The 24,928-nt window shown below is 68.3% G+C and carries 21 protein-coding genes; 8 read left to right on the top strand and 13 right to left on the bottom strand.

The features are described 5' to 3' along the window. The first annotated feature begins 69 nt into the window (after nucleotides 1–69). Complete coding sequence (locus BW38_RS01625) at nucleotides 70–720, top strand: DUF480 domain-containing protein (protein WP_025875434.1); 651 nt, start codon at nucleotides 70–72, stop codon at nucleotides 718–720. Between the two features lie 103 nt (nucleotides 721–823). Here the strand turns inward: BW38_RS01625 and BW38_RS01620 are convergent, their stop codons facing one another. Both BW38_RS01620 and BW38_RS01615 read right to left on the bottom strand, forming a co-directional pair. Then, on the bottom strand, nucleotides 824–1,351 hold the full coding sequence (locus tag BW38_RS01620) for a GNAT family N-acetyltransferase (RefSeq protein WP_032978421.1): 528 nt from the start codon (nucleotides 1,349–1,351) through the stop codon (nucleotides 824–826). A 268-nt stretch (nucleotides 1,352–1,619) separates the two neighbouring features. Beyond that, entirely contained in the window at nucleotides 1,620–3,596 is a 1,977-nt protein-coding gene (locus tag BW38_RS01615; RefSeq protein WP_032978558.1) for a UvrD-helicase domain-containing protein, read from the bottom strand. Nucleotides 3,597–3,698: 102 nt separating this feature from the next. On the opposite strand from BW38_RS01615, the gene BW38_RS01610 reads away from it, so the two are divergent. Both BW38_RS01610 and BW38_RS01605 read left to right on the top strand, forming a co-directional pair. Beyond that, on the top strand, nucleotides 3,699–4,319 hold the full coding sequence (locus BW38_RS01610; protein WP_025875442.1) for a thymidine kinase: 621 nt from the start codon (nucleotides 3,699–3,701) through the stop codon (nucleotides 4,317–4,319). Nucleotides 4,320–4,417: 98 nt separating this feature from the next. Beyond that, nucleotides 4,418–5,122 (top strand): sel1 repeat family protein, encoded by a 705-nt coding sequence (locus tag BW38_RS01605; RefSeq protein ID WP_032978425.1) that lies wholly within the window; start codon nucleotides 4,418–4,420, stop codon nucleotides 5,120–5,122. Nucleotides 5,123–5,159: 37 nt separating this feature from the next. On the opposite strand, the gene BW38_RS01600 is transcribed toward BW38_RS01605, so the two are convergent. The 6 genes from BW38_RS01600 to BW38_RS01580 form a co-directional block, all read right to left on the bottom strand. After that, a complete protein-coding gene (locus BW38_RS01600) occupies nucleotides 5,160–6,764 on the bottom strand; it encodes a glucan biosynthesis protein D (protein ID WP_032978429.1) in 1,605 nt (534 codons plus the stop codon). Nucleotides 6,765–6,812: 48 nt separating this feature from the next. Next, complete coding sequence (locus tag BW38_RS21305; RefSeq protein ID WP_051585162.1) at nucleotides 6,813–9,278, bottom strand: serine/threonine-protein kinase; 2,466 nt, start codon at nucleotides 9,276–9,278, stop codon at nucleotides 6,813–6,815. Nucleotides 9,279–9,296: 18 nt separating this feature from the next. Further along, entirely contained in the window at nucleotides 9,297–9,863 is a 567-nt protein-coding gene (locus BW38_RS01595) for an ECF-type sigma factor (RefSeq protein WP_025875449.1), read from the bottom strand. Between the two features lie 69 nt (nucleotides 9,864–9,932). Then, nucleotides 9,933–10,745, bottom strand: coding sequence for a bifunctional DNA-formamidopyrimidine glycosylase/DNA-(apurinic or apyrimidinic site) lyase (gene mutM, locus BW38_RS01590; RefSeq protein WP_025875451.1), 813 nt, complete (start codon nucleotides 10,743–10,745; stop codon nucleotides 9,933–9,935). 19 nt (nucleotides 10,746–10,764) lie between these two features. Further along, nucleotides 10,765–11,100 carry an EF-hand domain-containing protein gene (locus BW38_RS01585; protein WP_025875455.1) on the bottom strand — a complete coding sequence of 112 codons (336 nt, stop codon included), beginning with the start codon at nucleotides 11,098–11,100 and terminating at the stop codon, nucleotides 10,765–10,767. Further along, nucleotides 11,097–12,299, bottom strand: a complete 1,203-nt coding sequence (locus BW38_RS01580) for a fatty acid desaturase (protein WP_025875457.1) — start codon at nucleotides 12,297–12,299, stop codon at nucleotides 11,097–11,099. Before BW38_RS01580 ends, BW38_RS01585 begins: the two co-directional genes overlap by 4 nt. A 188-nt stretch (nucleotides 12,300–12,487) precedes the next feature. Between BW38_RS01580 and BW38_RS01575 the strand changes: the two genes are divergently transcribed. Next, nucleotides 12,488–13,273, top strand: coding sequence for an ATP-binding cassette domain-containing protein (locus BW38_RS01575; RefSeq protein ID WP_032978432.1), 786 nt, complete (start codon nucleotides 12,488–12,490; stop codon nucleotides 13,271–13,273). A gap of 46 nt (nucleotides 13,274–13,319) precedes the next feature. Here BW38_RS01575 and BW38_RS01570 read toward each other — a convergent pair whose 3' ends face one another. After that, on the bottom strand, nucleotides 13,320–14,519 hold the full coding sequence (locus BW38_RS01570; protein WP_032978565.1) for a DUF4785 domain-containing protein: 1,200 nt from the start codon (nucleotides 14,517–14,519) through the stop codon (nucleotides 13,320–13,322). An 11-nt stretch (nucleotides 14,520–14,530) separates the two neighbouring features. Beyond that, a complete protein-coding gene (locus tag BW38_RS01565; protein ID WP_025875463.1) occupies nucleotides 14,531–15,409 on the bottom strand; it encodes a hypothetical protein in 879 nt (292 codons plus the stop codon). 233 nt (nucleotides 15,410–15,642) lie between these two features. On the opposite strand from BW38_RS01565, the gene BW38_RS01560 reads away from it, so the two are divergent. After that, the gene (locus BW38_RS01560; RefSeq protein ID WP_032978435.1) at nucleotides 15,643–16,485 is read left to right on the top strand and encodes a phosphatase PAP2 family protein; all 843 of its coding nucleotides are present in this window, start codon (nucleotides 15,643–15,645) and stop codon (nucleotides 16,483–16,485) included. 145 nt (nucleotides 16,486–16,630) lie between these two features. Here the strand turns inward: BW38_RS01560 and BW38_RS01555 are convergent, their stop codons facing one another. Further along, entirely contained in the window at nucleotides 16,631–18,901 is a 2,271-nt protein-coding gene (locus BW38_RS01555; protein ID WP_032978438.1) for a TonB-dependent receptor, read from the bottom strand. A 158-nt stretch (nucleotides 18,902–19,059) separates the two neighbouring features. Between BW38_RS01555 and BW38_RS01550 the strand changes: the two genes are divergently transcribed. Beyond that, nucleotides 19,060–20,076, top strand: a complete 1,017-nt coding sequence (locus BW38_RS01550) for a TIGR00266 family protein (protein WP_032978569.1) — start codon at nucleotides 19,060–19,062, stop codon at nucleotides 20,074–20,076. 208 nt (nucleotides 20,077–20,284) lie between these two features. Next, on the top strand, nucleotides 20,285–21,277 hold the full coding sequence (locus BW38_RS01545) for a patatin-like phospholipase family protein (protein WP_025875469.1): 993 nt from the start codon (nucleotides 20,285–20,287) through the stop codon (nucleotides 21,275–21,277). A 27-nt stretch (nucleotides 21,278–21,304) separates the two neighbouring features. Here the strand turns inward: BW38_RS01545 and BW38_RS01540 are convergent, their stop codons facing one another. Then, on the bottom strand, nucleotides 21,305–23,308 hold the full coding sequence (locus tag BW38_RS01540; protein ID WP_032978571.1) for a hypothetical protein: 2,004 nt from the start codon (nucleotides 23,306–23,308) through the stop codon (nucleotides 21,305–21,307). 107 nt (nucleotides 23,309–23,415) lie between these two features. Further along, the gene (locus BW38_RS01535; RefSeq protein ID WP_025875473.1) at nucleotides 23,416–23,898 is read right to left on the bottom strand and encodes an Lrp/AsnC family transcriptional regulator; all 483 of its coding nucleotides are present in this window, start codon (nucleotides 23,896–23,898) and stop codon (nucleotides 23,416–23,418) included. 125 nt (nucleotides 23,899–24,023) lie between these two features. On the opposite strand from BW38_RS01535, the gene phhA reads away from it, so the two are divergent. Then, the gene (phhA, locus tag BW38_RS01530) at nucleotides 24,024–24,917 is read left to right on the top strand and encodes a phenylalanine 4-monooxygenase (protein WP_025875475.1); all 894 of its coding nucleotides are present in this window, start codon (nucleotides 24,024–24,026) and stop codon (nucleotides 24,915–24,917) included. Nucleotides 24,918–24,928 lie beyond the last annotated feature (11 nt).

Below are 24,928 nucleotides of genomic sequence, written 5' to 3' on the forward strand. Positions count from 1 at the left end.
TTTTACCGGCAAAGGCGCCGCCGGGACGGCTATGCTTGGCGGTTGACACGTTGTCTTCCGGAAGCCGCCATGACCGACCCTGCCCAGACCCCCGACGTTCCGCTGCTGGATGCCGTACAGGCGCGCCTGCTGGGCTGCCTGGTGGAGAAGGAAGCCACCACCCCGGACACCTACCCGCTGACCGTCAACGCCGCGCAATCGGCGGCCAACCAGAAGACCGCCCGTGAGCCGGTGATGAACGTGAGCGCCGGCAGCGTGGAGCATGCGCTGCGCCAGCTGGAGACCCTGGGCCTGGCGCGCCAGCACTTCTCCTCGCGCGCCGACCGTTACGAGCACCGCCTGCAGAGCGCGCTGGACCTGACCCGGCAGCAGACCGTGCTGCTGGCCCTGCTGCTGCTGCGCGGGCCGCAGACCCTGGGCGAACTGGTCACCCGCGCCGAGCGCCTGCACCGCTTCGCCGATGCCGACGAAGCCCGCCACGCCATCGAGCGCCTGCAGCAACGTGCCCTGCTGGTGGTGCTGCCGCGCGCCAGCGGCCAGCGCGAAGACCGCTACATGCACCTGCTGTGCGGTGAAGTGGACGGCGCGGCATTGGCAGCGAAGTACGCCAGCAGTGGCGGCGGCGCCGAGCCGGCCGACCCCGGCCTGGCCGAGCGCGTGGCGCAGCTGGAAGCGGCAGTGGCCGAGCTGCAGGCCCAACTGGCCGGGCTGCGCGGCTGAAACAGCCCGCCGGGCATGGCCCGGCGCCATCGCAGCTGCACCCGGTAGTGCCGGTCGCTGGCCGGCATCCAGGCATGGCCAGGTTGCCGGCCAGCGGCCGGCACTACCCGACGTCGGCCGCACCCAAGGTAGCGAACAGCCGGCTGGGTGTTTCGATGCCCGGCAGCTGGATGACCCCGCGCTCGTGCATGCCCAGGCCCAGCAGCACCTTCGCCGAGGCGACGTTGTCCAGATCGGTGATGCCGTAGAGATCCATCAGGCCCAGCGACGTGCGCGCGTGATTGAACACCGCCCGTGCCGCCTCGCTGGCATAGCCCTGCCCCGCGTATGCGGACAGCACCGCGTAGCCGATATCCGGTGCCGGCAACCCCTCGCGGCGCACCAGCCCGGCATTGCCCAGCCACGCACCATCGGACAGCCGCTCGATCGCATACATGCCGAAGCCATTCAACGCATAACTCTGCAGCACACGCAGGGCGATGTACTCGCGCGCCTGCGCTTCGTCACGCACGTTGCGGTCACCAATGAATCGCACGAAGCCCGGATCGTTGAGCAGGGCCAGCATCGGTGCCGCATCGCGGTCCGGTTCAATGGCCCGCAGGCGCAGGCGTTCGCTTTCAATCGGGTGCACGGACAGGTCTCCAGCCAGAGACCCCGATTGTGCCTCAGCCCCCGCGGTTGCCGTTGCCTTTGGTTTTCTTTTTTTCTTTCCGTGGCTGACGCGCCAGGAAACCGTCCAAGGCCGGGTAGAGGGGCTGCGCAGGGGCGTGAGCCGCATGGATGCGGCGACCGAGCTTACAGGGACGTACTTGCAGCGTCCCCTGCGCAGTCCCTCTACCCGGCCAACCACGAACCCACTGCGTTGAGCGCCAGCCACGAGGGGCTGCGCCGTTCGCCGATCAGTCGAACAACGCCTCGATCGCCGCCAACCCCGCCGTCGCCCGCTCCTTCTTCCGCGCCGCATCCGCAACCGGATCAGCGCCATCGCGCTGGATCTCCTCGGCCGGGATCTCCTCGAAGAAGCGGCTCGGCTTCAGCCGCACATGCTCGCCGAACTTGCGGGTCAGCTTGCTGTAGCTCATCCACAGCTGGATCTTGGCGCGGGTGATGCCCACATACAGCAGGCGCCGCTCTTCCTGCAGATTGCCCTCGTCCAGGCTGACCTGGTGCGGCAGTACGCCATCCTCGCAGCCGACGATGAACACATAGGGGAATTCCAGGCCCTTGGAGGCGTGCATGGTCATCATCCGCACCTGGTTGCCGCCCTCGTCCTTGTCGCTGCGCGACAACAGCGCCAGCTGGCCGGCCAGATCGGCCGCGGTGGCACCACGCGGGCCACCCTCGAACCACTGCGCCAGTTCTTCGATGTTGTTGGCGCGACGCTGGTAGCTGGCTTCTTCCTTGGCCTGCTGCCGCAGCTCGCTGAGCAGGCCCGATTCCTTGGCGACCTTGCGGATCATGTCGCCGGAGCTGATCTGCCGCGTCTGCGCGCGCAGGTCACGCAGGATGTCGGTGAAGCGCGCCAGGCTGTTGGCCGCGCGCGGTGGCAGCTGCTGCAGCGCGCCGATCGCCTCGGCGGCCTGCGCCATCGGCATGTCCTTTTCCGAGGCCAGTTCGGCCAGCTTGGCCAGGGTGCCGGCGCCGACCTCGCGCTTGGGCGACTGCACCGCACGCAGGAACGCGGTGTCGTCGTCCGGGTTCACCAGCAGCCGCAGCCAGGCCAGCGTGTCCTTCACTTCCTGGCGCTCCAGGAACATGGTGCCGCCGGTCAGGTGGTAGGGGATGCGCAGCAGCTGCATGGCCTTTTCCAGCGGCCGCGACTGGAAGTTGCCGCGGAACAGGATGCAGAAATCGCTCCACGGCACGTTGCGCGTCTGCGCTACGAACGCGATCTCGGCGGCGACCTTCTCGGCCTCGTGTTCGCTGTTGCGGCACTCCCACACACGGATGCGCTCGCCGTCGGCCTGGTCGCTCCACAGCTTCTTCAGGTGTTCGTGCGGATTGTTGGCGATCAGCGCGTTGGCCGCGCGCAGCACGCGGTTGGAACACCGGTAGTTCTGCTCCAGCTTGATGATTTCCAGCGCCGGGTAATCGCGCCCCATCTGCTGCAGGTTTTCCGGGTTGGCACCGCGCCAGGCGTAGATCGACTGGTCGTCATCGCCCACGCAGGTGAAGTTGCCCTTGTCACCGGCCAGCTGCTTGAGCAGGCGGTACTGCGCATCGTTGGTGTCCTGGCATTCGTCGACCAGCAGGTAGCCGATGCGCTCGCGCCAGGCCAGCGCGATCTCCGGGTTCTCTTCCAGGATCTGCACCGGCAACCGGATCAGGTCGTCGAAGTCCACTGCATTGAACGCGCTCAGGCGCAACTGGTAGCGCTCGTAGATGCCGGCCGCCTCCTTCTCGCGGTTGCTGCGCGCAGCGGCCATCGCCTGCTCCGGCGACAGGCCGGCGTTCTTGGCGCGCGACACCAGGTTCTTCATGTCCTCGATGTCGTCCGGCTTGGCGCCGTACATCAGGTCCTTGATCTGCGCGGCCGCGTCATCGGCATCGAAGATCGAGAAACCGCGCTTGAGCCCGACGGCGGCATGCTCGATCTGCAGGAACTTCAGGCCCAGCGCATGGAAGGTGCAGATGGTCACTTCATCGGCATCCTGCTCGCACAGGCGCTTGGCCACGCGCTCGCGCATTTCCTTGGCCGACTTGTTGGTGAAGGTGATCGCGGCGATGCGCTTGGCCGGGTAGCGGCCACAGCCGATCAGGTGGGCGATCTTTTCCACGATCACGCGCGTCTTGCCGCTGCCGGCGCCGGCGAGCACCAGCAGCGGTCCTTCGATGTGGAGGACGGCGGCAGCTTGGGGGGGATTGAGACCGTGCATTGGGGTGCGATTGTAGCGGGCGTTGGTGGCGGCCACAGCCGCCGGCCGGTGGGCTTGCTGAACGGCTTCGGCCGGCGCCGGGTGGCGTCGTACAATCGGCCGATGGCCAAGCTCTATTTCTACTATTCGGCGATGAACGCCGGCAAGACCACCACCCTGCTGCAGAGCGCGCACAACTACCGCGAGCGCGGCATGCGCGTGGCGATCCTGACCCCACGCCTGGACGACCGTGCCGGCGCGGGCGTGGTCGCCTCGCGGATCGGCCTGCGCGCCGACGGCATGGCCTTCGAACGCGACACCGACCTGCAGCAGTGGGTCAGCCAGGATCTGCAGGCCAACGGGCCGCTGGGCTGCGTGCTGGTGGACGAGGCGCAGTTCCTCAGCCGCAGCCAGGTCTGGCAGCTCAGCGAAGTGGTCGACCAGCTGCGCATCCCGGTGCTGTGCTACGGCCTGCGCACCGATTTCCGCGGCGAGCTGTTCGAGGGCAGCCAGTACCTGCTGGCCTGGGCCGACGAGATGCAGGAGATCAAGACGATCTGCCACAGTGGCAAGAAGGCGACCATGACCGTGCGCGTGGACGAACATGGCCATGCCGTGCAGGACGGCCCGCAGGTGGAGATCGGCGGCAACGAGCGCTACGTGTCGGTCAGCCGCGCCGAGTTCAAGAAGATCACCCGTGGCGAGGGGCGGATCGATCCGGCGCAGGCACCGCTGCCGTTGTAGGGCATGGCCCTTCACGGGCCATGACGTCCTGCGGTTTACAAGGCCGCGTGGTCGGGCCTAGGCTGCGGCACTACCTGCTGCCGAACTGGATGTCCGTCATGCGCCCCGCCCTGTTGTTGCTTTCCGTGTTGTTCCTGCCCCTGTTCGCCACTGCGGCCGAGCGCCCGTCCGGTGAAGAGGACGCGGCCGTGATCGGCGCCGGTTTCATGGACAGCCATCCGGACATGATGTACCGGCAGTGGGGCGTCAACGCCCTGCGCCGCAACGACGTCAATGGCGCGATGGACAACTTCCGGCTGGCCGCACGCTATGCCGACAAACCCGCGCAGGGCTACCTGGGCGAGATGTACTGGTACGGCGTTGAACAGCCGCGCAATCCGGTCATGGCCTATGCGTGGATGGAAGTGGCAGCCGAGCGCGGCTACCCGCTGTTCGTGGACCTGCGCAACGAGTACTGGGCGACCCTGCCGCTGGAACAGCACGACGCCGCGCGGGCGCAGGCGAGCGCGCTGCGTGCAGAGTATGGCGATGAGGTCGCGCGCCCACGCATGGCCGAAGTGTTGAGGAAGGGACGACGCGAGATGACCGGCAGCCGCGTAGGCTCGATGTCCAACAACGTGGACATCGTGTACATGGACGGCGGCATATCCCGCACGATCAAGGCCGACCGCCTGTATGACCCCAAGTACTGGGATCCGAAGCAGTACGAGCGCTGGCAGGACGAAACCTGGATGAAGATCCGCCGTGGCACGGTGGAAGTGGGCGTGCCGACCCAGTCGCACGCGACCGACAGCAAGCCCTGAATCAAGGGTGCCGGCGCTTGGCCGGCACCGCTCTGCTTCAGTACAGCGTGCGCTCCGGCGCACCAGCCGGCGGCGGGGTGTACTGGTACAGCCAGGTTTCGGTGAGGGTCTTGCCGCCACTGCGCAGGTACAGGCGGATGTCGATCTGCTCGCTGCTGCCCTCCGGCGGCACCAGGTCGAACATCGCGCGGTAGCCCTTGATCTCGCGCAGCGGCCGCGCCGAGACGATCTCCACCCGGCCACGGCTGGTTTCGACAACGGCTTCGACGTCGGCCTTGTCGATCAGGCTGGCCAGTTCGCCGCCTTCGAAGTCGACCGCAAAGCGCCACGAGAAGTACTCGCGCTTCTTGCCGATCACCCCGCCCAGGCCGGTGCGGCTGGCAACGCAATGGGCCAGCGGCGTATGCGCCGGCGGCTGCGCGCCCCAGTACAGCCGGTAGCCGACCAGCAGTTCCTGGCCCGGCTGCGGCTTTTCCTTCGGGTTCCAGAAGGCCACGATGTTGTCGAAGGTTTCATCGACGGTGGGAATCTCCACCAGCTGCACCGAACCCTCGCCCCATTCGCCCTTCGGCTCCACCCACAGGCACGGACGCTTCTCGTAGAACACGCCGTCGTCCTGGTAATGGTCGAAGTTGCGGTCACGCTGCAGCAGGCCGAAGCCACGCGGGTTGCGGTCGACGAACATGTTGAAGCGCAGGTTGCGCGGGTTGACCAGCGGCCGCCAGATCCATTCACCAGCGCCGGTCCACAGCGACAGGCCGTCGGTATCGTGGATCTCCGGGCGCCAGTCCCAGCCCATGCGGCGGTCGTTCTCGCCTACCTGGTACATGCTGGTGCACGGGGCGATGCCCAGCCGCTCGATGGTTTTGCGCGGGTACAACGCGCTGTCGATGTCCATCAGCAGCACATCGCCGTTGGTGACGGCGAAGCGGTAGGCACCGGCCACGCTGGGCGAATCCAGCAGCGCATAGACGATGATGGTGTCCGAGTCGGCCGCAGGCTGTTCCAGGTAATAGGCGATGAAGTCTGGGAATTCCTCCGGCTTGCCCATGCCGGTGTCGATGGCCAGGCCACGCGCGGACTGGCCGTACTGGCCTTCCTTGCCCACTGCGCGGAAGTAGCTGGCACCCAGGAACGCGGCGAAATCGCGGTCGGTGTCCTTGCGCGTGTTCAGCCGGAACCCGGCAAAGCCGAGGTCGGCCGGCAGCTCACCATTCTTCAACCCGCTCTTGCCGTAGTTGAACGCGGCGCCGTCATAGGCCAGTTCCTGCGCCTTGCCGTCGACCACGTCGTACATGCGCACGGGCGAATGGAAGTACAGACCCAGGTGGAAGAACTTGGCCTGGAACTTACCCGGCTGGTCGGCCCACAGGGCGTGGTCCTGGCGATAGCCGATCGACTGGTACTGATCCCAGTCCAGCGCCTCCAGCTTGCCCGGCAGCACCCGCTTGTGGCTCTGGTAGGGCGCCTGTGCCAGCGCGCGCGCCTGGCCCTTCAGGGTGGCGAAATCGAACGGCTGCGGCTGGCCAAGCCGGCGCAGCCCAAGCTGGCCACTCTTGCTGGCCGCGCAGGCCGGCAGTGACGGCAGGCCGAAGGCGGCCAGGGCCAGGGAGGCATTGCGGATGAAGTCGCGTCGTTGCATGCAGGCGCGGGAGCAAAGGGAAGGTCGGCCATCATAGGCAGACAAACGTTAACGGGCAGCGGTGGACTCGATACCCTGTTCAGCCTGTGCCAATGCCGCAAGGCGGGCATCAAGCTCGTGCAGGGCCGGTGCCTGCGGACCGCGCTGGGCCAGCAGCAGCTGTCGTGCCTCGGCCAGCACGGTGCGGGCCTGCGCGATCTGGCCGGCCTGCTGCAGGACCTGCCCCTGTGCCAGCAGCGCCTGCGGCAGCAGGGCGACGTGATCCGGTTGGCGCCAGATCGCCACCGCGCGGGCATAGTGCGCTGCCGCCGCCGAGGGGTCGCCGCTGGCGCTGGCCCATTTCCCCAGGGCGAACTCGCCGTAGCCGATCTCGCGATGGTCCGGGCCCAGAGCGCCGAGCAGCTGTGCCTGCACCTGCCGCAGTTCCTGGCCGGCCAGCGCGTGCTGGCCACGCTGCAGGGCCAACAGCGCGCGTGCGCGGCGAACCACCAGTGCCTCCGGGTGGCGCGGTCCCCATGCCTCCTGTGCCGCCTGCCAGGCCAGCTCCAGCTCGGCCGCTGCCGCCTGCGTGTCGCCCTGCCGGGCCAGCACATCGCCCAGCTGGCGATGCAGGCTGATCACCTGCGGGCTGCTGGCGTCGGCGCGTTGGCCGAGCAGGGCCAGCGCCTGCCGGTACCCCGCCAGCGCGGCCGGCAGGCGTCCGGCGGTGGCGTCCAGGGCGGCCAGATCGGCCAGTGATTCAGCACGCCCGAAGCGCTCGACCATCCCCTGGTGGCGCAGCGCCAGCGCCTGCTGGAACGAACGCCGCGCCGCATCGGCGTCACCCAGCTGGGCCTGGCACCGCCCGAGCTGGCTGTGGAACTCGGCCACCGCCGCCGGCAATGCCGCCGCTTGGCTGGCCGCAAGCGGTTGCAGTGGCTGCAGGTGCGCCAGGCACTCGCGTCCGCGACCGAGCATGCGCAGTGCGCGCCCCCGCTGGGTCACCGCCTCGATCTGCAGCGCCGGCGGCACCTCGCCCACCTCCTGCAGCAGCTGGCGCTGCTGGTCCAGGGTCTGCAGCGCCAGCTGGTAGTCGCCCAGGCCGATGCGCAGGCGGCCGATCACCCCTTGCAGCTCGGCCAGCGCCAGCGGCTGGTCAGCCAGTTCGGCTTCGCCCCGTTGCTGGCCGGTGGCCAGCAGCTGCGGCACGTCGAAATGGCCGTGGCGCTGGCTGGCCGCCTTGTCGAACAGGCCAACGGTGAAATCCTGCATGGCCTGCGCACGCGCCATTTCCGCCCGCGCCTGGCGCAACTGCCACAGGGCGAAGGACGTGGTCCCCAGCAGGGCCAGCGCGGCCAGCCCGGCCAGCGCCACGCCCCAGCGATGGCGGCCCACGTACTTTCGCACCCGGTAACCCATGCCCGGCGGACGCGCCTGGATCGGCTGCCCCTGCAGGTAGCGGCGCAGGTCGCCGGCCAGTGCTTCGGCCGAGCTGTAGCGCTGCTGCGGGTCTTTCTGCAGGGCCTTTTCCAGCAGCACGTCCAGATCGCCACGCAGTCGCTTGGCCTGCCGCAGCAGCGCCCGTCTCGGTGCCCCCGGCTCGGCGGCCAGCCGTTGCAGCAGCGCCGAGGCACGCGGTGCCTGCACATCCAGGATCGAGCGCTCCCATTCCGCATCGCTGTGCCGGCGCAGGCGATAGGGCTTGTGCCCGGTGACCACCTCGAACAGCACCACGCCCAGCGAATAGACATCGGTCAGGGTCGTCACCGCCTCGCCACGCACCTGCTCCGGCGCGGCGTAGTGCAGGGTGAACGCGCGGATTTCGGTAGCCGGATGGGCCGCGTTCGGATCGTCGTGGTCGAGCAGCTTGGCGATGCCGAAGTCGAGCAGTTTCACCGTGCCGTCGGCGCGTACCAGGATGTTGGAGGGCTTCAGGTCGCGGTGCACCACCAGGTTCGCATGCGCATGGCTGACCACCGCGCAGACCTGCAGCATCAGCTGCAGACGCGTTTCCAGCGGCGGTTGCAGGCGCCGGCAGTAGTCGCTGATCGGCTCGCCTTCCACGTAGTCCAGCGCCAGGTAGGGCTGCCCGTGCTGGTCCACCCCGGCGTCCAGCAGCTGTGCCAGGTGCGGGTGCTGCAGGCGGGCCAGGATCTGCCGCTCGCGGCCGAAGCGCTGGCGCAGGCCGGGATCGGCCACGCCACTGCGCAGCAGCTTCAGCGCGACCTGGCGCTGGTACAGGCCATCGCAGCGCTCGGCCAGCCAGACCTCGCCCATGCCGCCTTCGCCGAGCGGATGCAGCAGCCGATACGGCCCGACCTCGCTTCCGGCGCGGCCTGGCGGCGTAGCGGTCCACAAGGGCTGGGCCATGAACTCGTGGCTGTCAGCTTCCTGCTGCAGCAGGCGTTCCAGTTCGCGGCCCAGCGTCGGGTCCTGCGCGCTCACGCGCTGCAGGCGCAGCTGGCGGGCGGCGGGTGCCAGCTCCAGCAGCTGGTCCAGCCAGGACGACAATTGCTGCCAGCGGGCGGTATCCATGGTGTGGGTGGCGGCGACTCAGTCGCTGCGCATCGCGGCCAGCAGGAACAGCCGCGCCTTCTGCCAGTCGCGGCGGATGCTGCGCTCCGAGCGCTGGCTCAGTTCGGCGATCTCCAGTTCGGACAAGCCGGCGAAGTAGCGCAGCTCCACCACCTTGGCCAGGTGCGCATCGACGGCCTGCAGGCGTTCCAATGCAACATCGAGGGCCAGCAGATCCTCGTCCAGGCGCACGCCGCTGCTGCTGTTCTCGGGAATCTCGGCCACCCGCTTGAGGTCGCCACCGCGCTTGCGCGCCAGCCGGTTGCGCGCGTAATCGACGACCACGCTGCGCATCGCCGACGCCGCATAGGCGAAGAAGTGCGCACGGTCCTCGAAGCGCGCCGCACCGCGGCTGCCCAGCAGTTTCAGGTAGGACTCGTGGACCAGCGAGGTCGCATCCAGGGTGCGTCCCTGCTGCCCGGCCAGCTGCCGCCGGGCCATGCTGTGCAGTTCCTGGTACAGGGTGGTCAGCACACGGTCGAGCGCGGCGCGGTCGCCACCGCGCGCAGCATCCAGCCATACGGTGATATCCGGGCCTTCGTCCATCGCCAACGCTCCCCCGCAGCGGATGTCGGCTGGACTATAGCGCTGCACGTGTGCAGCGCATGAAGACGTTCAGCGCTGGCAGCGGCTGCACCACACGCTTGCCCGCTGGCCGATCATGGCGTGCTTGAGCGGGCGGCCGCAGCCGGGGCACGGCAGGCCATCGCGGCCATAGACCAGCAGCTCCTGCTCGAAGTAGCCCGGCGCGCCGTCGGGGCTGATGAAATCGCGCAGGGTGGTGCCACCGCGGGTGATGGCGTAGTCCAGCGTTTCCTTCACTGCCGTGGCCAGCCGCCGATAGCGCTCGCGGGTGACCTTGCCGGCCTCGCGCAACGGGCTGATCCCCGCCTTGTACAGGCTCTCGGCGGCGTAGATGTTGCCCACCCCGACCACCACCGCCTGGTCCATCAGGAAGGTCTTCACCGGCGCGCTGCGGCCGCGGCTGCGGGCGAACAGGTAGTCGCCGTCGAAGGCGTCGTCCAGCGGCTCCGGGCCCAGCCCCTGCAGCAGCGGGTGGATCTCGCCGGCCGGCTGCCAGAGCAGGCTGCCGAAGCGGCGCGGGTCGTTGAAGCGCAGCAGGCGGCCGTTGTCCAGGCTGATGTCCACATGGTCATGGGCGCGCAACGGGGTGTCGCCGGGCAGCACGCGCAGGCTGCCGGACATGCCCAGGTGCAGCACGGCGCTGCCGATGGCGGTATCCAGCAGCAGGTACTTGGCGCGGCGGCGCACCTCTTCGATGCGCTGGCCGGGCAGCAGCTCGGCCACTTCCGGTGGAATCGGCCAACGCAGGTCGGCACGGCGCAGGATCACCCCGTGCACGCGGCGACCCTGCAGGTGTGGCGCCAGGCCACGGCGGGTGGTTTCTACTTCGGGCAGTTCGGGCATGGGACGATTCTATGCCCGCTCAGCGCGGCGGTGCAGCCAGTTCCCGTGCATCCAGGAATCCGTCACCGTTGGCGTCCTGCTTGTGGAAGCGCTGCACGATCACCTGCCGCTGCTGTTCGCGGGTGATGGCCCTGCCCTTGCCGCCGGGCAGTTCGTCGGCGGTCAGCACGCCATCGCCGTTGCGGTCCATGCGATCGAAGGCATACAGCATCCACTGCAGGTACTCGGCTTCACTGACCTTGCCGTCGCCATCGCTGTCCATGCGCTGCAGGTAACTGGCAGTGTCGCTGACCTGGGCCTGCACGGCAGGTGCGCACACGGCGGCCAGCAGCAATGCCGTCAGCGCAGCCCTCATCCGCCCACCAGGGTGTAGCCCTTCAGTCGCGCGGCATAGGCCTGCAGCGCGGCGATGCCGCTTTCCTCGGCCTCGCGGCACCAGGCCTGCAGTTGACGCAGGCGCTCGGCGGCATCATGGCCGCGTGCTTCCAGCAGCGTCGCCAGGCGTGCGCGGTATTCCACCAGGGTGCGGATGCGCGGGCGCTGGGCGACCCATTCGCTGAGCTGGGCGCGGCTGTCCGGCTTCAACCAGCGGCCGTCGTTGACCAGGCCACGGCGCAGCCGGCGCGGCAGCAATCGGCGCAGCTTTGCACCCGCGTATCGCGCCTCTTCGCGCAATGCCGGCATGAACACGTTGCGCTGGTAGTCGGTCATCGCCTGGAAGCGATGCGACAGCAGTGCCTTCAGGGTATCGGCGTCGGGCACGGCGATGTTCGGGCGCACGTCCATGGCCGGCGCGACACGCAGGACCTTGGCCAGGCGCAATGCCTGCAGCAGGCGGATCGCACTCCAGCCGATGTCGAATTCCCAGCGCCGCATCGCAAAGCGCGCCGAGCTGGGGAACGCATGGTGGTTGTTGTGCAGTTCCTCGCCACCAATCCAGAACGCCCACGGCGTCAGGTTGGTGGAGGTGTCGGCCGACTCGTAGTTGCGATAGCCCCACCAGTGGCCCAGGCCATTGACCACGCCGGCGGCCCAGAACGGGATCCACGCCATCTGGATCGCCCACAGGGCGACGCCCGGCAGGCCGAACAGCACCGTGTTGATGGCAAACAGCAGCACCGGGCCGAGGGTTGCATACGGGGTGTACAGGCGGCGCTCGATCGCGTCGTCCGGAGTGCCGCGACCGTACTGTTCGATGTCCTCGCGCATGCCGCGTGCTTCGCGGTACAGCTCCACGCCGCGCCAGAACACCTGGCCGATGCCACGGGTAACCGGGCTGTGCGGGTCGTCCTCGGTTTCCACCTTGGCGTGGTGCTTGCGATGGATCGCCACCCACTCCTTGGTGATCATCGAGGTGGTCAGCCAGGTCCAGAAGCGGAAGAAGTGCGCGACCACCGGATGGAAGTCCACGCCCCGGTGCGCCTGGCTGCGGTGCAGGTAGAGGGTGACCGAGAAGATCGTGAGCTGGGTGAAGACCAGCAGCACCAGGGCCAGCTGCCACCAGCCCAGGCCCAGTACGCCACCGGTCAGCAGGGACATCAGGGCATCAGGCATGGCGGCTCTCCAGAGCGACACAGGTATGGAAGACATCATGGGCGCTTGCGTTGCAAACTGCACCTTGCACCGCTGGATTGGCAGCGCCATTCCGTGGCTTCGTTCACAGTTGGGGACCCGTGTTGTCGACCCTTGATCCGCGCATCCGCGCCGTAGACCCCGCCCCATCCGCCGGGGACCCGCCGCCCTTGATCGAACTGGACCGCGCCAGCGTGATGCGCGGACAGGTGAAGGTCCTGCACGGGCTGAGCCTGCGCATCGCGCAGGGCCAGCACACCGCCCTGCTCGGCCCCAATGGCTGTGGCAAGTCCACCTTCATCAAGCTGATCACCCGCGAGCTGTACCCGCTGGCGCAGGCCGACGGCACGGTGGCGGTGAAGGTGCTGGGGCAGAACCGCTGGCAGGTCGACCGGCTGCGTTCCCAACTTGGCATCGTCACCGGTGACCTCAGCAGCAACCTGGCCGACATGCCGGGGCTGACGGTGGAGCAGGCGGTGCTGTCGGGGTTCTTCGCCAGCTACATGGTGCCGGCCTTCCGCGAGGTCACCGACGATATGCGCATGCGGGTGGGCGAGACCCTGGCGATGACCGGTGCGTCGGGCCTGCGTGAGCGTGCCTACGCCGAACTGTCGGCCGGCGAGACCCGCCGGGTGCTGATCGCCCGCGCGCTGGTCAACCGGCCGCAGGCGCTGCTGCTGGATGAACCCTCCACCGGGCTGGACCTGGTCGCCCGCCAGCAGTTGATCGCCACCATGCGCGTGCTTGCGCAGCAGGGCATCACCCTGGTGCTGGTCACCCACCACATCGAGGAAGTGATTCCCGAGATCGAGCGCGTGGTGCTGCTGCGCGACGGCCGCGTGGTGGCCGATGGAGCGCGCGCCGAGCTGCTGCGCGACGAACCGCTGTCAGCCGTGTTCGGCGGTGCGATCACGGTGGTGGAACAGGAAGGACGGCTGACCGCGTACGCGGGGTGACACCGCGTCTGTGGCGGGCCGGACGTCCGGCCCGCCACGCCCTGCTTCAGAACCGCAACGCCAGCGCGCGCGACTCGATCGGTGCCATCCGGCTCTGGTCCTGCAGCTGCAGGTCGCGCAGTTCATAGGGCGCACCGAAGCCGGCAGGCAACGCGGCCTGGTCGAAGGGCAGTACCAGCGCGCCGCGGCCCGGGCCATCGAACCACGCTGCGGCATGCGCCTGCGCCACCGGCTGCAACTGGCCGTTGGCTGCGGTGGCATACAGGGTGCCGCGCGCCTCGTAGCGGCCGGCGGCGGCCACCTGCAACGGCAGACTGACCTGGCGGCTGGCCGGGTCGGGGGCGGCCTGGCCGGTGAAGCGTGCGGTTGGCCGCGCCACGGCGAAGGCGACCTTGCCATCGCGCAGCACGCCGTCGGCCTGGGCGAACACCTGCAGTTCCCACAGGCCCTGTGCGTTGCTGGCCTCGGCCGGAATCCTTACCTGTGCACGCAGGCTGCCATCGGTGGTGCGCAGCAACCGCTGCGGCCAGCTGCGGCCATCGGGTGCGACCAGCAGCGCTTCGCCGCCGAGGCTGTCACGCCGTGTGCGCAACGCCGACGCGCTGGCACCGTCTTCCAGCAGACGCGCCTGCAGCTGCACGTTGCCTCCGGCCAGCACCTGCGTCTGGCTGGCCTGCACTTCCAACCGCAGCGGGCTGTTGGGCTCCAGCACCTGCACCACATAGCGGCCCTGCGCCTGCGCACTCTGCAGGCGGTAAGCGCCGGCCGCGCTGGTGGTGCCGGTGCGCAGCATGCTGCTGCCATCACCGACCGGCATGCCCGCATCCTGCAGCTGGCGTGCGTCGACACTGCGCGCGACGCTGCTGCGCCCCGCCGGATCACGTACCTGCAGCGAGCTTGCCGGCAGCGCGCGGGCGCCCGGCGCCGGGCTGAGCTGGATCACCGCATCCGGTGCGCTCAGTGGCAGTTCCAGGCCGCGCTGCAGTTCGGCAGCGTCGACCTGCTGCCAGTAGCTGCGGCTGATGGCGGCCTGGGGACCGGGGGCCTGCAGTGGCTGTGCCGGGTCCAGCGCCCAGGCGAAGGCCAGCGGCGAGTGCTCGCTTTCATCGGCAGGCAGCGGCGCGGCAACCAGGCCGGCGGGAATCTGGTCGCCAGCGGCAACACGCAGCGGCTGCGCGGCCTGCGCCGATGCAGTGGAAAGGACCGCCAGCACGGCGGCAGCCAGCAGGGTGGAATGGATCGTCATGGTCATCTCCCTCACTGGGTCAGGTCGTTGCGCAGGATGCCGCCGAGGCCGAAGCACTCACGGCGGCTCTGGTTGTGGCTGAGCGGCTCGGCGCCCTGGGTGCGCGCCTTGTCGGTGAACCACAGGGTGCCGGCCGCCTTCTGGCTGCTGCACTCCAGGAAACCGTCCGAGCACGACGACAGCCAGTTCTGGGTGAACTCCAGGCCGACATTGGCGGAGTAGCCGCCGCAGTAGCTGTTGCTGTCCCACACTGCCGATTCCACATCGCTGCCGACCACTGCGCGGAACGGCTTGGGCAGGGCCGGACGGCCGGCGGTGCCGTACAGGTTCTGCGCGTTGTAGGTGGCCATGTGCCCCACCTGCTGCATGCGCACGGCATCGTTCTTGTAGCCCAGCAGCCAGCCCAGCGAGGTCTCGAAGGTGTTGCCGTTGAGCACGGCGTCGGCCAGCGGCGTACCTGCCGAGGAGGGCGCCAGCGCAGTGACCTTGCGCAGCCGGTTGATGATCTTCGGGTAGCGGCTGTCGTAGGTGGGATTGGACAGGATCCAGCGCATCACGTTGCCGCCGTTGGAATGGGTGATCACCACCAGCTGGGTGATGCCCCGGCTGTCGATGAAGCCGGTAAGCTGGTTGGCCAGGCAGCCGGCCGCTTCCGGCTTCCACATGTACTGGGTGAAGTCGCAGTTGATGACCACGTAGTTGCTGCTGTTCGGCAGGCCCTGGCGGACGGTGTCGATGATCGCCGGCTGCCAGTAGTCCTGCGTGGCATTGGTCTGCGCGCCGGTGCCGTGTACGAAGGCGACGCCGTACACATCGGCGGCCTGCGCCGGTACGGTCGACACCCCAAGGAGCAGGGCCAGAACGGTACTTCCTGTTGCGGTGCTGCGCATCGCGTCTCTCCCTTTCAGCGGATCCCCCCGGCCCGGCTGTGACCTGATGCTCGTGGCGGCAGCGCGTGAAAGTCCGTGCGCTGCGCCCGGATTCAGCAGATTGCCGACAATTGATTACCGTTTTCATCCAGTGCAGCGGGACCATGCCGGGTCTGGCCGTATGACCGATGGACGCTGCGGCCGGCAATCGAGGCTGCGATCATGGCCGGCGAGTTCCCTGCCCGAGTCTGCCCATGTCGTCGATCCTCCCCCCTGCCCGGCCGCTGCTGGGCCTGGCCATCGCGTTGTCGCTGGCCGGCTGTGCCGCCACCACCACCAGCAAACCGACCGCCGTCGAAGCCAACGTCACCACCAAGGCCGTGGGCTACCTGGACAAGACCGCAGTGCCGGCCAGCATCGATCTGGTGCCGGCACCACCGGCCGCCGGCTCGGCGGCCTTTGCGCTGGACGAGCAGGTCAGCCGTGAAGCACGTGCGCTGCGCGGCAGCCCGCGTTTCGCCCAGGCCGGCGTCGATGCCGAACTCGGCTTTCCGGAAGGTGCCAACCATTTTTCCTGTGCCGCCGACATCGACGTCGATGCAGTGAAGACCCCGGCCCTGTACCGCCTGCTGGAGCGCAGCCGCATCGACGCCAGTGCTGCCACCAAGGCTGCCAAGAACATGTACCAGCGCCCGCGTCCGTTCATGGTCAACGGTGAGCCGACCTGCTCGCCGAAGGATGAGGAGGGGCTGCGCAGCAACGGCTCCTATCCGTCCGGCCACACCTCGATCGGCTGGGCATGGGCATTGATCCTGTCGGAGATCGCACCCGACCGCGCCGATGCCATCCAGGCGCGCGGCCGCAACTACGGCGAGAGCCGCCTGGTGTGCAACGTGCACTGGCAGAGCGACATCCTCGAAGGCCGCTTCATGGGCGCCGCCGCCGTGGCCCGCCTGCATGACAACGCGGCGTTCAACAGCGACCTGCTTGCCGCGCGCAGGGAGATCGCTGCTGCGCGCAAGGCCGGCCTGCATTCCAGCCGCGACTGCGCCACCGAGAACGCCGTGCTGAAGGTGCGCCCGCAGAGCGCCTTGTAATCCACCGCCGCTGCGCTCGCCGGGCATGGCCCGGCGCTACCGGGCGCGACGCATGGGTAGCGCCGGGCCATGCCCGGCGGACGCGAAAAACAGAAGGGCCGGCATTGCGCCGGCCCTTCGTCATTTCATTACTGCTGCAGCCGCATCAGAACTTCGCGGTGAACTCCACGCCCCAGGTACGCGGCTCGTTGAGGAAGCCGGTCAGGTTGTTGAAGTCGATCGCGCCGACCACGCGGGTCTGGTTGGTCAGGTTGCGGCCGAACACGGCCACGTCGTACTGGCCGTAATCCCAGTTGTAACCCAGGCGCAGGCCACCTTCCAGCGAACTGCGGCCGCGGAATTCCGGCGACTCGTAGATGAAGAAGTTCACCGCGCTGCGGTAGGCCCAGTCGGTGTAGGCATACAGCTCGCTGCCATCGCTGAGCGGGAAGCCCACGCGCAGGGTCGCGTTGTGGATCCACTTCGGTGCCTGCGGCAGCGGATTGCCGTTGACCAGCGCATAGGTGCCGCCATTGATGACCGTGGTCGGGTCGGTGATGGTGCAACCGCCGCCACAGACCGCCACCGCCAGGTTCTTGTCCTTGATCTCGGTGTCGTTGTAGCTGCTGCCGAAGGTCAGCAGCACGTTGTCGGCCAGGTAGGCTTCCAGGTCCAGCTCCACGCCCTGGCCGATGGTCTTGTCGGCGTTGAGCAGGGTGGCGGTGTTGTTGGTGCCACCGACGGCGATCAGCTGCTGGCCGTCCACGTCATAGCGGAACACGCTGAAGCCCAGGCGCGCACGACGTTCGAACAGGTCGGCCTTGATGCCGGCTTCGTACGAAATCACCTTCTCCGAATCGGCCTGCGACAGGCCCGGTGCGAACGCCAGGCGACCCTGGATCGACGGTGCGCGGAAGCCCTTGGCCACGCGTGCATAGGCATTGACGTTGTCGGTCAGCTTGTACACGCCGCTGACATCCCAGCTGACGTCGTTGACGTCGGTGTTGGCCAGGTACGGACCGCTGACCGGGGTGCCGAACGGCACGGCCTGCAGCACGCTGGCACTGAAGTCCTTCTTGTCCTGCGTATAGCGCACGCCGGCACGCAGCTTGAAGCGGTCGGTGACATCGAAGTCGCCCGAAGCGAACACCGCCCATGCCTTGTTGCGCTGCTGCTGCACGACGTGGCCGGTCTGCGGGTTGCCCGGGGTCAGCGAGTCGTAGTTGAAGTTGTTGATGGTGACGTCTTCATCGAAGTAGAAGACGCCGGCCTGCCAGTCGAAGCGGCCCCATTCGTTGGATTCCACGCGGAATTCCTGGGTCCACTGGCGGTGGTGCGGCAGGCCGTCGGCCGACTCGGACGAGAACGGAATCAGGCCCGGGCCGGAGTTGCCCGCGCCGAGGAACGCGGCGCCGTAGCCACCGTCGATGTCGCCGCGGTTGAGCGATTCGGCGGTCTCATAGCCGGTGATCGAATGCAGGGTCACCGAACCGAGGTTCCACTGCAGGCGCGCGCTGCCGCCCCAGGTTTCCAGGTCGGAGAAATTGACGCCGTCGTTGGCGACCTTGTCGCGGTCGAAGTTCTCGACCAGCGCGTTGCCGCCCTTCTCGATGATGTTGGCGCGGAACAGGCGCGCGGTGCCGTTGAGCTTGCGCTTGTGCAGGTTGAACAGCGCTTCGAAGTCATCGCCTTCGTACAGGAACTGCACGCGGCCGGCTGCTTCGTCATAGCCTTCAAAACCACTGTTGGGCGCACCGGCACGGGTGTTGTCGACCCAGTCGTCACGACGCTGGTAGATGGCCGACACGCGTGCGGACCAGCGGTCGGTCAGCGGGCCGCCGTAGGCGCCCTGCACGTTCCAGCTGTTGTAGCTGCCATAGCCCACGCGCACGTAGCCATCGGCATCCTGCGACGGCCGCGCCGAATCGAACTTGACCACGCCAGCCGGGGTGTTGCGCCCGAACAGGGTGCCCTGCGGGCCGCGCAGCACTTCCACGCCGGCCAGGTCGAACAGCGGGAAGCCCTTCAGCAGCGGGCTTTCCTGCACCACATCGTCGTACACCAGCGAGACCGGCTGCGATGCATTGAGGTCGAAATCGGTATTGCCCAGGCCGCGGATGTAGAAGCGCGGGAAGGCACGGCCGTAGGACGACTCGATGTTGAGGCTCGGCACGCGCGCAGCAAGGAAGCGGATGTCATCGCCCGCCGAACCGAGCACGTCGAGCTTTTCGCCCTGGATCGCGCTGATCGCAACCGGCACGTCCTTGGCGTTCTCGACACGACGCTGTGCAGTCACCTGCAGCGCATCGAGGGCGACCGGATCCTTGGCGGCGGGGGTTTCCTGGGCGGCTGCTACCAGCGGCAGCAGGGCGGAAAGAGCGACAACGAGCGGGCGCGCGACCGGAGAGCGGCCACGGGAAGTACGGGTCGGAGACATGGCGGTAGGCTGTGTTTGGAGGGGTGGTAAAACGGCGCTACCAGATAATTGTTGCAATACAGCACCTCCCTCGCAAATGCCGATCGTTCATGGCCGCCTCGCGCGCCGCCGGACGCTGCCGCTAGACTCGGGGTTTTTCCCGCAACGGACCTGCTGCGATGACCCAGTGGTACTTCCATGCTCCCGGCCAGGCCGACCGTGTCGGTCCGTTCGACGAGGAGGCTGCGCGCCGCTTCGCCCAGGCCAATCCGCGCGCGCTGGCCTGGTGCCAGGGCATGACAGGGTGGACACCGGTGTCCGAAATCGCCGCCCTGCAGCAGGCCGGCACCGGCACCGGCACCGGCACCGCGGCTCCGCCGCCGATGCCTGCAGTCACCCCTGCAGTCGCAACCGCGTCAACCGGCGGCCGCGCCGACCGCATCGACTTCCGCATCGTCGGCCATGAAATGCAGTTCGTGGAAATCGAGCTGGATCCCGGCGAAGGCGCGGTGGCCGAGGCCGGCGCGCTGATGTTCAAGGATTCCTCGGTGCAGATGGACACCGTCTTCGGCGGCGGCGCGCGCAGCGGCCAGAGTGGCGGTTTCATGGACAAGGTGATGGCGGCCGGCAAGCGCGTGCTGACCGGTGAAAGCCTGTTTGCCACCGTCTACACGCAGACCGGCCAGGGCCGCGGCAAGGTCGCTTTCGCCGCGCCCTATCCCGGCACCGTGCTGGCGATGAAGCTGGACCAGCACGGCGGGCGCCTGATCTGCCAGAAGGACAGCTTCCTGGCCGGCGCGCGCGGCGTGCAGATCGGCGTGCAGTTCCAGCGCAAGATCATGACCGGCCTGTTCGGCGGCGAGGGCTTCATCATGCAGAAGCTTGAAGGCGATGGCTGGGTGTTCATCCATGCCGGCGGCTGCGTGGTCGAGCGTGAGCTGGCCGCCGGCGAACGCCTGGACGTCGATACCGGCTGCATCGTCGCCTACCACCCGACCGTGGACATGGACGTGCGCCGGGTCAAAGGCATCCGAAGCGTGCTGTTCGGTGGCGAGGGCGTGTTCCTGGCCACCCTGACCGGGCCAGGCAAGGTCTGGCTGCAGTCGCTGCCGTTCTCGCGCCTGGCCGGCCGCATGTGGATGGCCGCGCCGCAGGGCGGCGGCAAGAGCCGCGGCGAGAGTTCGCTGCTGGGCTGATCGGGAAGGCTGGACGGCTGGTAGTGCCGGCCGCTGGCCGGCAACCCCGGCAACCCATGCATCCCAGCGATTGCCGGCCAGCGGCCGGCACTACCCAGTCGGCGGCAGGCGATTTCATGAATGGGGAGCCGACCCACCCTGCCCGGCCTGCCACGCCTTCGGTATGCTGGCGCCCTTTCCTGAATCCGGCGCCGCGAGCGCACTGCCGATGAGCCTGTTCCGCCCCCGCGTGCTGCTGTCCGTCGCCCTGCTCGGCCTGCTGGCCGGTTGCGGTGGTGAAGAGGTCCGCCCCACCCCGCCCGCGCAGCCCACCGTGGTTCCGCAGGCCAAGCCGGTGAAGATCGGCATCGCGCTCGGCGGCGGCGCGGCCAAGGGCTTTGCGCACATCGGCGTGATCAAGATGCTCGAGGCCAACGGCTTCGAACCGGTGGTGGTGTCCGGCACCAGTGCCGGCAGCGTGGTCGGCGCCCTGTATGCCAGCGGCATGGACGCCTTCCAGATGCAGAGCAAGGCGGTGGCGCTGGACGAAGCCAGCATCCGCGACGTGCGCCTGTTCTCCGGTGGCTTGGTGCAGGGCCAGAAGCTGCAGGACTACGTCAACGAACAGGTGGCCAACCGCCCGGCCGAGCGCCTGAAGAAGCCGTTCGCCGCCGTCGCCACCCAGCTGGAAACCGGCGAGCGTTCGATCTTCGTGCGCGGCAACGTCGGCCAGGCGGTACGCGCTTCCAGCAGCATCCCCGGCGTGTTCGAGCCGGTGAAGATCGGTGGCCGCAACTACATCGACGGCGGCGTGGTCAGCCCGGTGCCGGTGGATGCCGCACGACAGCTCGGTGCCGAGTTCGTGATCGCCGTGGACATCTCCAGCAAGGCCAGCGGCAAGGCACCGACCGGCATGCTCGGCATCGTCAACCAGTCGATCTCGATCATGGGCCAGCGCCTGGGCGAGCAGGAACTGGCGCGCGCCGACATCGTGATCCGGCCGAAGGTGCTGGACATCGGTGCTGCCGATTTCAGCCAGCGTGGCACGGCCATCCTGGAAGGCGAGAAGGCCGCGATGGCGGCGATGCCGCAGATCCGCGCCAAGATCCAGCAGCTGCAGAAGGCCCGCGCCGCCGCATTGGCACCGGCACCGGTGGCGGCGCCCAAGTGCGACGAGCCTTCGCGCCTGGGCAAGCTGATGGGCCGCAAGGAAAAGTGCTGACGCGCGGCGCTTGAACGGCCGCCGCGGTCAGCGCCGCGGTGGTGGGTAACCACTGGCCAGGCGTCGCTGCCGGCGCCGCTCATCCACCGCCCGGTCATGCCGCTGTGCGCTCAGCTGCAACTGCTCCATCGCGTCCCCCGGCAGCCACAGCTGTTGCTGGGCACGGGTGATCGCCACATAGGCGGCGCGCACCGGGCTGTGCAGCGCGCGCGCATCATGGCCGCTGTCGAAGCAGCACGGCGCCATGGACACCGTGGCGAACTGCAGGTTCTTGGCGTGCTGGGCCAGGCACAGCACGACGCTGGCCTCGTCCGCATCGACCAGTTGCCCGAGCAGGCGCTGCAACGCCGCAGCATCGAAGCCACCGGCAAACAGCGCGGGGATGTCCGCCTGTCCACGCTTGGCACAGACCTGCACGAAGCTTTCCCAGCGTTGTCCGGGGCCGCCAGCGGCGGCGCTGCGCCAGGCGTCGATCGGACCGTCCACCTCTTTCAACAGCGCCTGCCGCGACGCAGGATGCAGATGCACGCGCGCGCCGCGCGCAACCAGCTCGTTGGCTTCCAGCAGCATCCGCCACAGGCTGCCGTACAAACGGGCGCCGGTGCTGGGCACCGCCGACCAGTCGTCATAGCGGCGCAGGCCGGTGGCGCGGTCGCTGGCCCCCACGAAAGGCGCCGGTTCGCCGAGATCGTCCAACGCCAGTGACTGGTTGACCAGCGCATCGACCTGCCGCCCCTGCCGCACCGACTGGTGCATCTCCAGCGTCTTCGCCGATGACCAGCGCTGTACGCGTCCGCTCAGCCGTTGATGCGGATCGCCCAGGCTGACCACGCCGGGCGCGTGGGTGGCCAGCAGCTGTTTCCATGCAGCGCTGAGATCGTGCGCCTCATCGACCAGCACCATGCCCAGCGACACCGGCAGCGGCACAGCACGCAGGGCCAGCCATTTGCCGATGTGTCCGGCATCCAGGCGCAGGCAGCCGCCCTTCTGCACCACCGGATCGAACATGCAACGCCAGACGAACTCCGCGGCCGCGATGAACGGCGTGGCTTCCAGCTGCGCTGCGCCCAGCGAGCGCTGGAAGTGCCAGGCCTGCAGGTTCGGCGCTGACGACGCGCACCACCGGTTGATGGCGTCCAGGGCGATCATCAGGACCTGGTCCGGCCGGCGTGCACCGATGGCCGGCAGGCCGAGGCGGGCGGCCGCCTCACGCAGGGTCAGCGTGCTCTGCCGGTAGGTCGGTACGAAGCCGCCAGTCAGGCCGTTGGCGGCGGCATGGCGGGCGATCGCATTGGCGAACTCGATCTGGGTCAGCAGGCGCGTGCCGGCGTCGGCCGGCAGCCGCGCGCGGAATGCCTCGACCTGGCCTCGCGTGGGCGCCACGTAGGTGTAACGGCCCGGGCGAGCCTGCAGCAGCGCCAGCACCAGATGGCCCTTGCCTGTGCCGGCATAGGCCTGCAGGTCGATCAATTCATCGGGATTGGCCGCGATCGCACGCAGCACGCGTGCCTGTTCGGAAGTGAACAGGCCGTTGTGCTGGGTTGCATGCGTGGTCTGTTCGTCATCGCCGGTGTCTTCGTCATCGCCTTCGGCCAGCGATGTCGCCGGAAAGTGGATCGTGTGCTCTTCCAGGGTGATCCTGCACGCCGTCTGGAAGTCCGCGCCGGGATACGCATGCGGCGACGCGGCCAGCACCGCCTCCATCACCTCGTCCGGTGCCAGCAACACGTCCTGCGCGGCCAGCACGCCCAGCCACGCCTCCAGCGCCCGCGCGTCCTGTCCAGCGCTGGCCGCCAGCTGCGCCTGCGCAGCAGGGCCGTCATCGGCGGCGAACAGCGCACAGGCGTCGTGCAGCAACCGCTGCAGCTGGGTGGCCGGTGGCCTCTGCCGGCGGCACAGCATGGCCACCAGCAGGCCGGCCTGCTCCAGCGGTGTGTCCGGCGACGTGCCTTCGCTCAGGTGCCGCAGCAGGCTCTGCTCGCGCAGCGGAAGGAACAACGGGGAAGACGTCGGGGATGGGGTATCAGACATGCCGGAGCCAGAGGGAATCACTGCGCGGCCTGCGTGTGCACGGCCGCCGCGGGCCACGATGCTCGGCCAGCCCGCGCGCGCCGTCAAACATCACCGCGGCCGCCGGTTCATTCCAGCTGCGACAACGGCAACGCCTGGAAACCCTTCACCGTGCGCAGCACGAAGCTGGAATTGGCATCGGCCACGCCACCTGCGTTGAGCAGCCTGTCCAGCAGGAAACGCGAGAAGTGCTCCAGATCGCGCACATACACATGCAGCAGATAGTCCATGTCGCCGGTCAGGGCGTGGCAAGCCACCACTTCATCCCATGCCTGCACGCTGTCGACGAAGTGCCCGATCGCGGCCTGGTCATGCTTTTCCAGCTGGACGCGCACGAACGCCTGCAGCCCCAGACCGAGCCGGCGGGGCTCCAGGCGCGCGCCATAGCCGACGATCACCCCTTCGCTTTCCAGCCGCTGCAGGCGGCGCAGGCAGGCCGACGGCGACAGGTTCACCCGCGTCGCCAGCTCCGCGTTGGTGGCGCGACCATCACGCTGGATTTCGGCCAGCAGACGTATATCCGTGCGATCGAACTGGACTTCTCCGGCCATTGTTGCCCCGCAACATGGTGAGTACGCAAGGATATTGCGCCAACAAGGTCAATCCGCGCAACTTTTGCAACCCTGTTGCGCGCCCCCTGCCCTAGCATCGTGGGTATCCCGTCAAGGAGTCTTCCATGGATCTCGCCCAGCCCCGCCGCGTCGAACACCAGCAGACCGACAAGGGCTACGTGCCGGTGTACACCACCGCGCTCGTCGAGCAGCCGTGGGACACCTATACCGCCGACGACCACGCCACCTGGAGCACGCTGTACCAGCGCCAGCGCGAACTGCTGGTCGGCCGCGCCTGCCAGGAGTTCCTGGATGCGCAGGACGAGATGGGCATGAGCGCGCACATGATCCCGCGCTTCGACCAGCTCAATGAAGTGCTGGGCGCGGCCACCGGCTGGACCCTGGTCGGCGTGGAAGGCCTGCTGCCGGAACTGGATTTCTTCGACCACCTGGCCAACCGCCGCTTCCCGGTGACGTGGTGGATCCGCCGCCCCGACCAGATCGACTACATCGCCGAACCGGACCTGTTCCACGACCTGTTCGGCCACGTGCCGCTGCTGATGAACCCGGTGTTCGCCAACTACATGGAGGCCTACGGCCGCGGCGGCGTCAAAGCACATGCGATCGGCCCGGAGGCGCTGCAGAACCTGACCCGCCTGTACTGGTACACGGTGGAGTTCGGCCTGATCGACACGCCCGAAGGCATGCGCATCTACGGTGCCGGCATCGTCTCCTCGAAGGGTGAATCGCTGTACTCGCTGGAGTCGGCCGCACCGAACCGCATCGGTTTCGACCTGCAGCGGATCATGCGCACGCGCTACCGCATCGACACCTTCCAGAAGACCTACTTCGTCATCGACAGCTTCGAGCAGCTGATGCAGGCGACGTCGCCGGACTTCACCCCGATCTATGCCGCGCTGGCCGACCAGGCGCACCTGCCGGCGGGCGACGTGCAGGCCGACGACCGCGTGTTCCAGGCGGGTACGGGCGAAGGCTGGGCTGATGGTGGGGATGTGTGAGGCGACAGCCG

Source organism: Stenotrophomonas sp. RIT309, from assembly GCF_000632045.1.
Taxonomy (GTDB): domain Bacteria; phylum Pseudomonadota; class Gammaproteobacteria; order Xanthomonadales; family Xanthomonadaceae; genus Stenotrophomonas; species Stenotrophomonas indicatrix.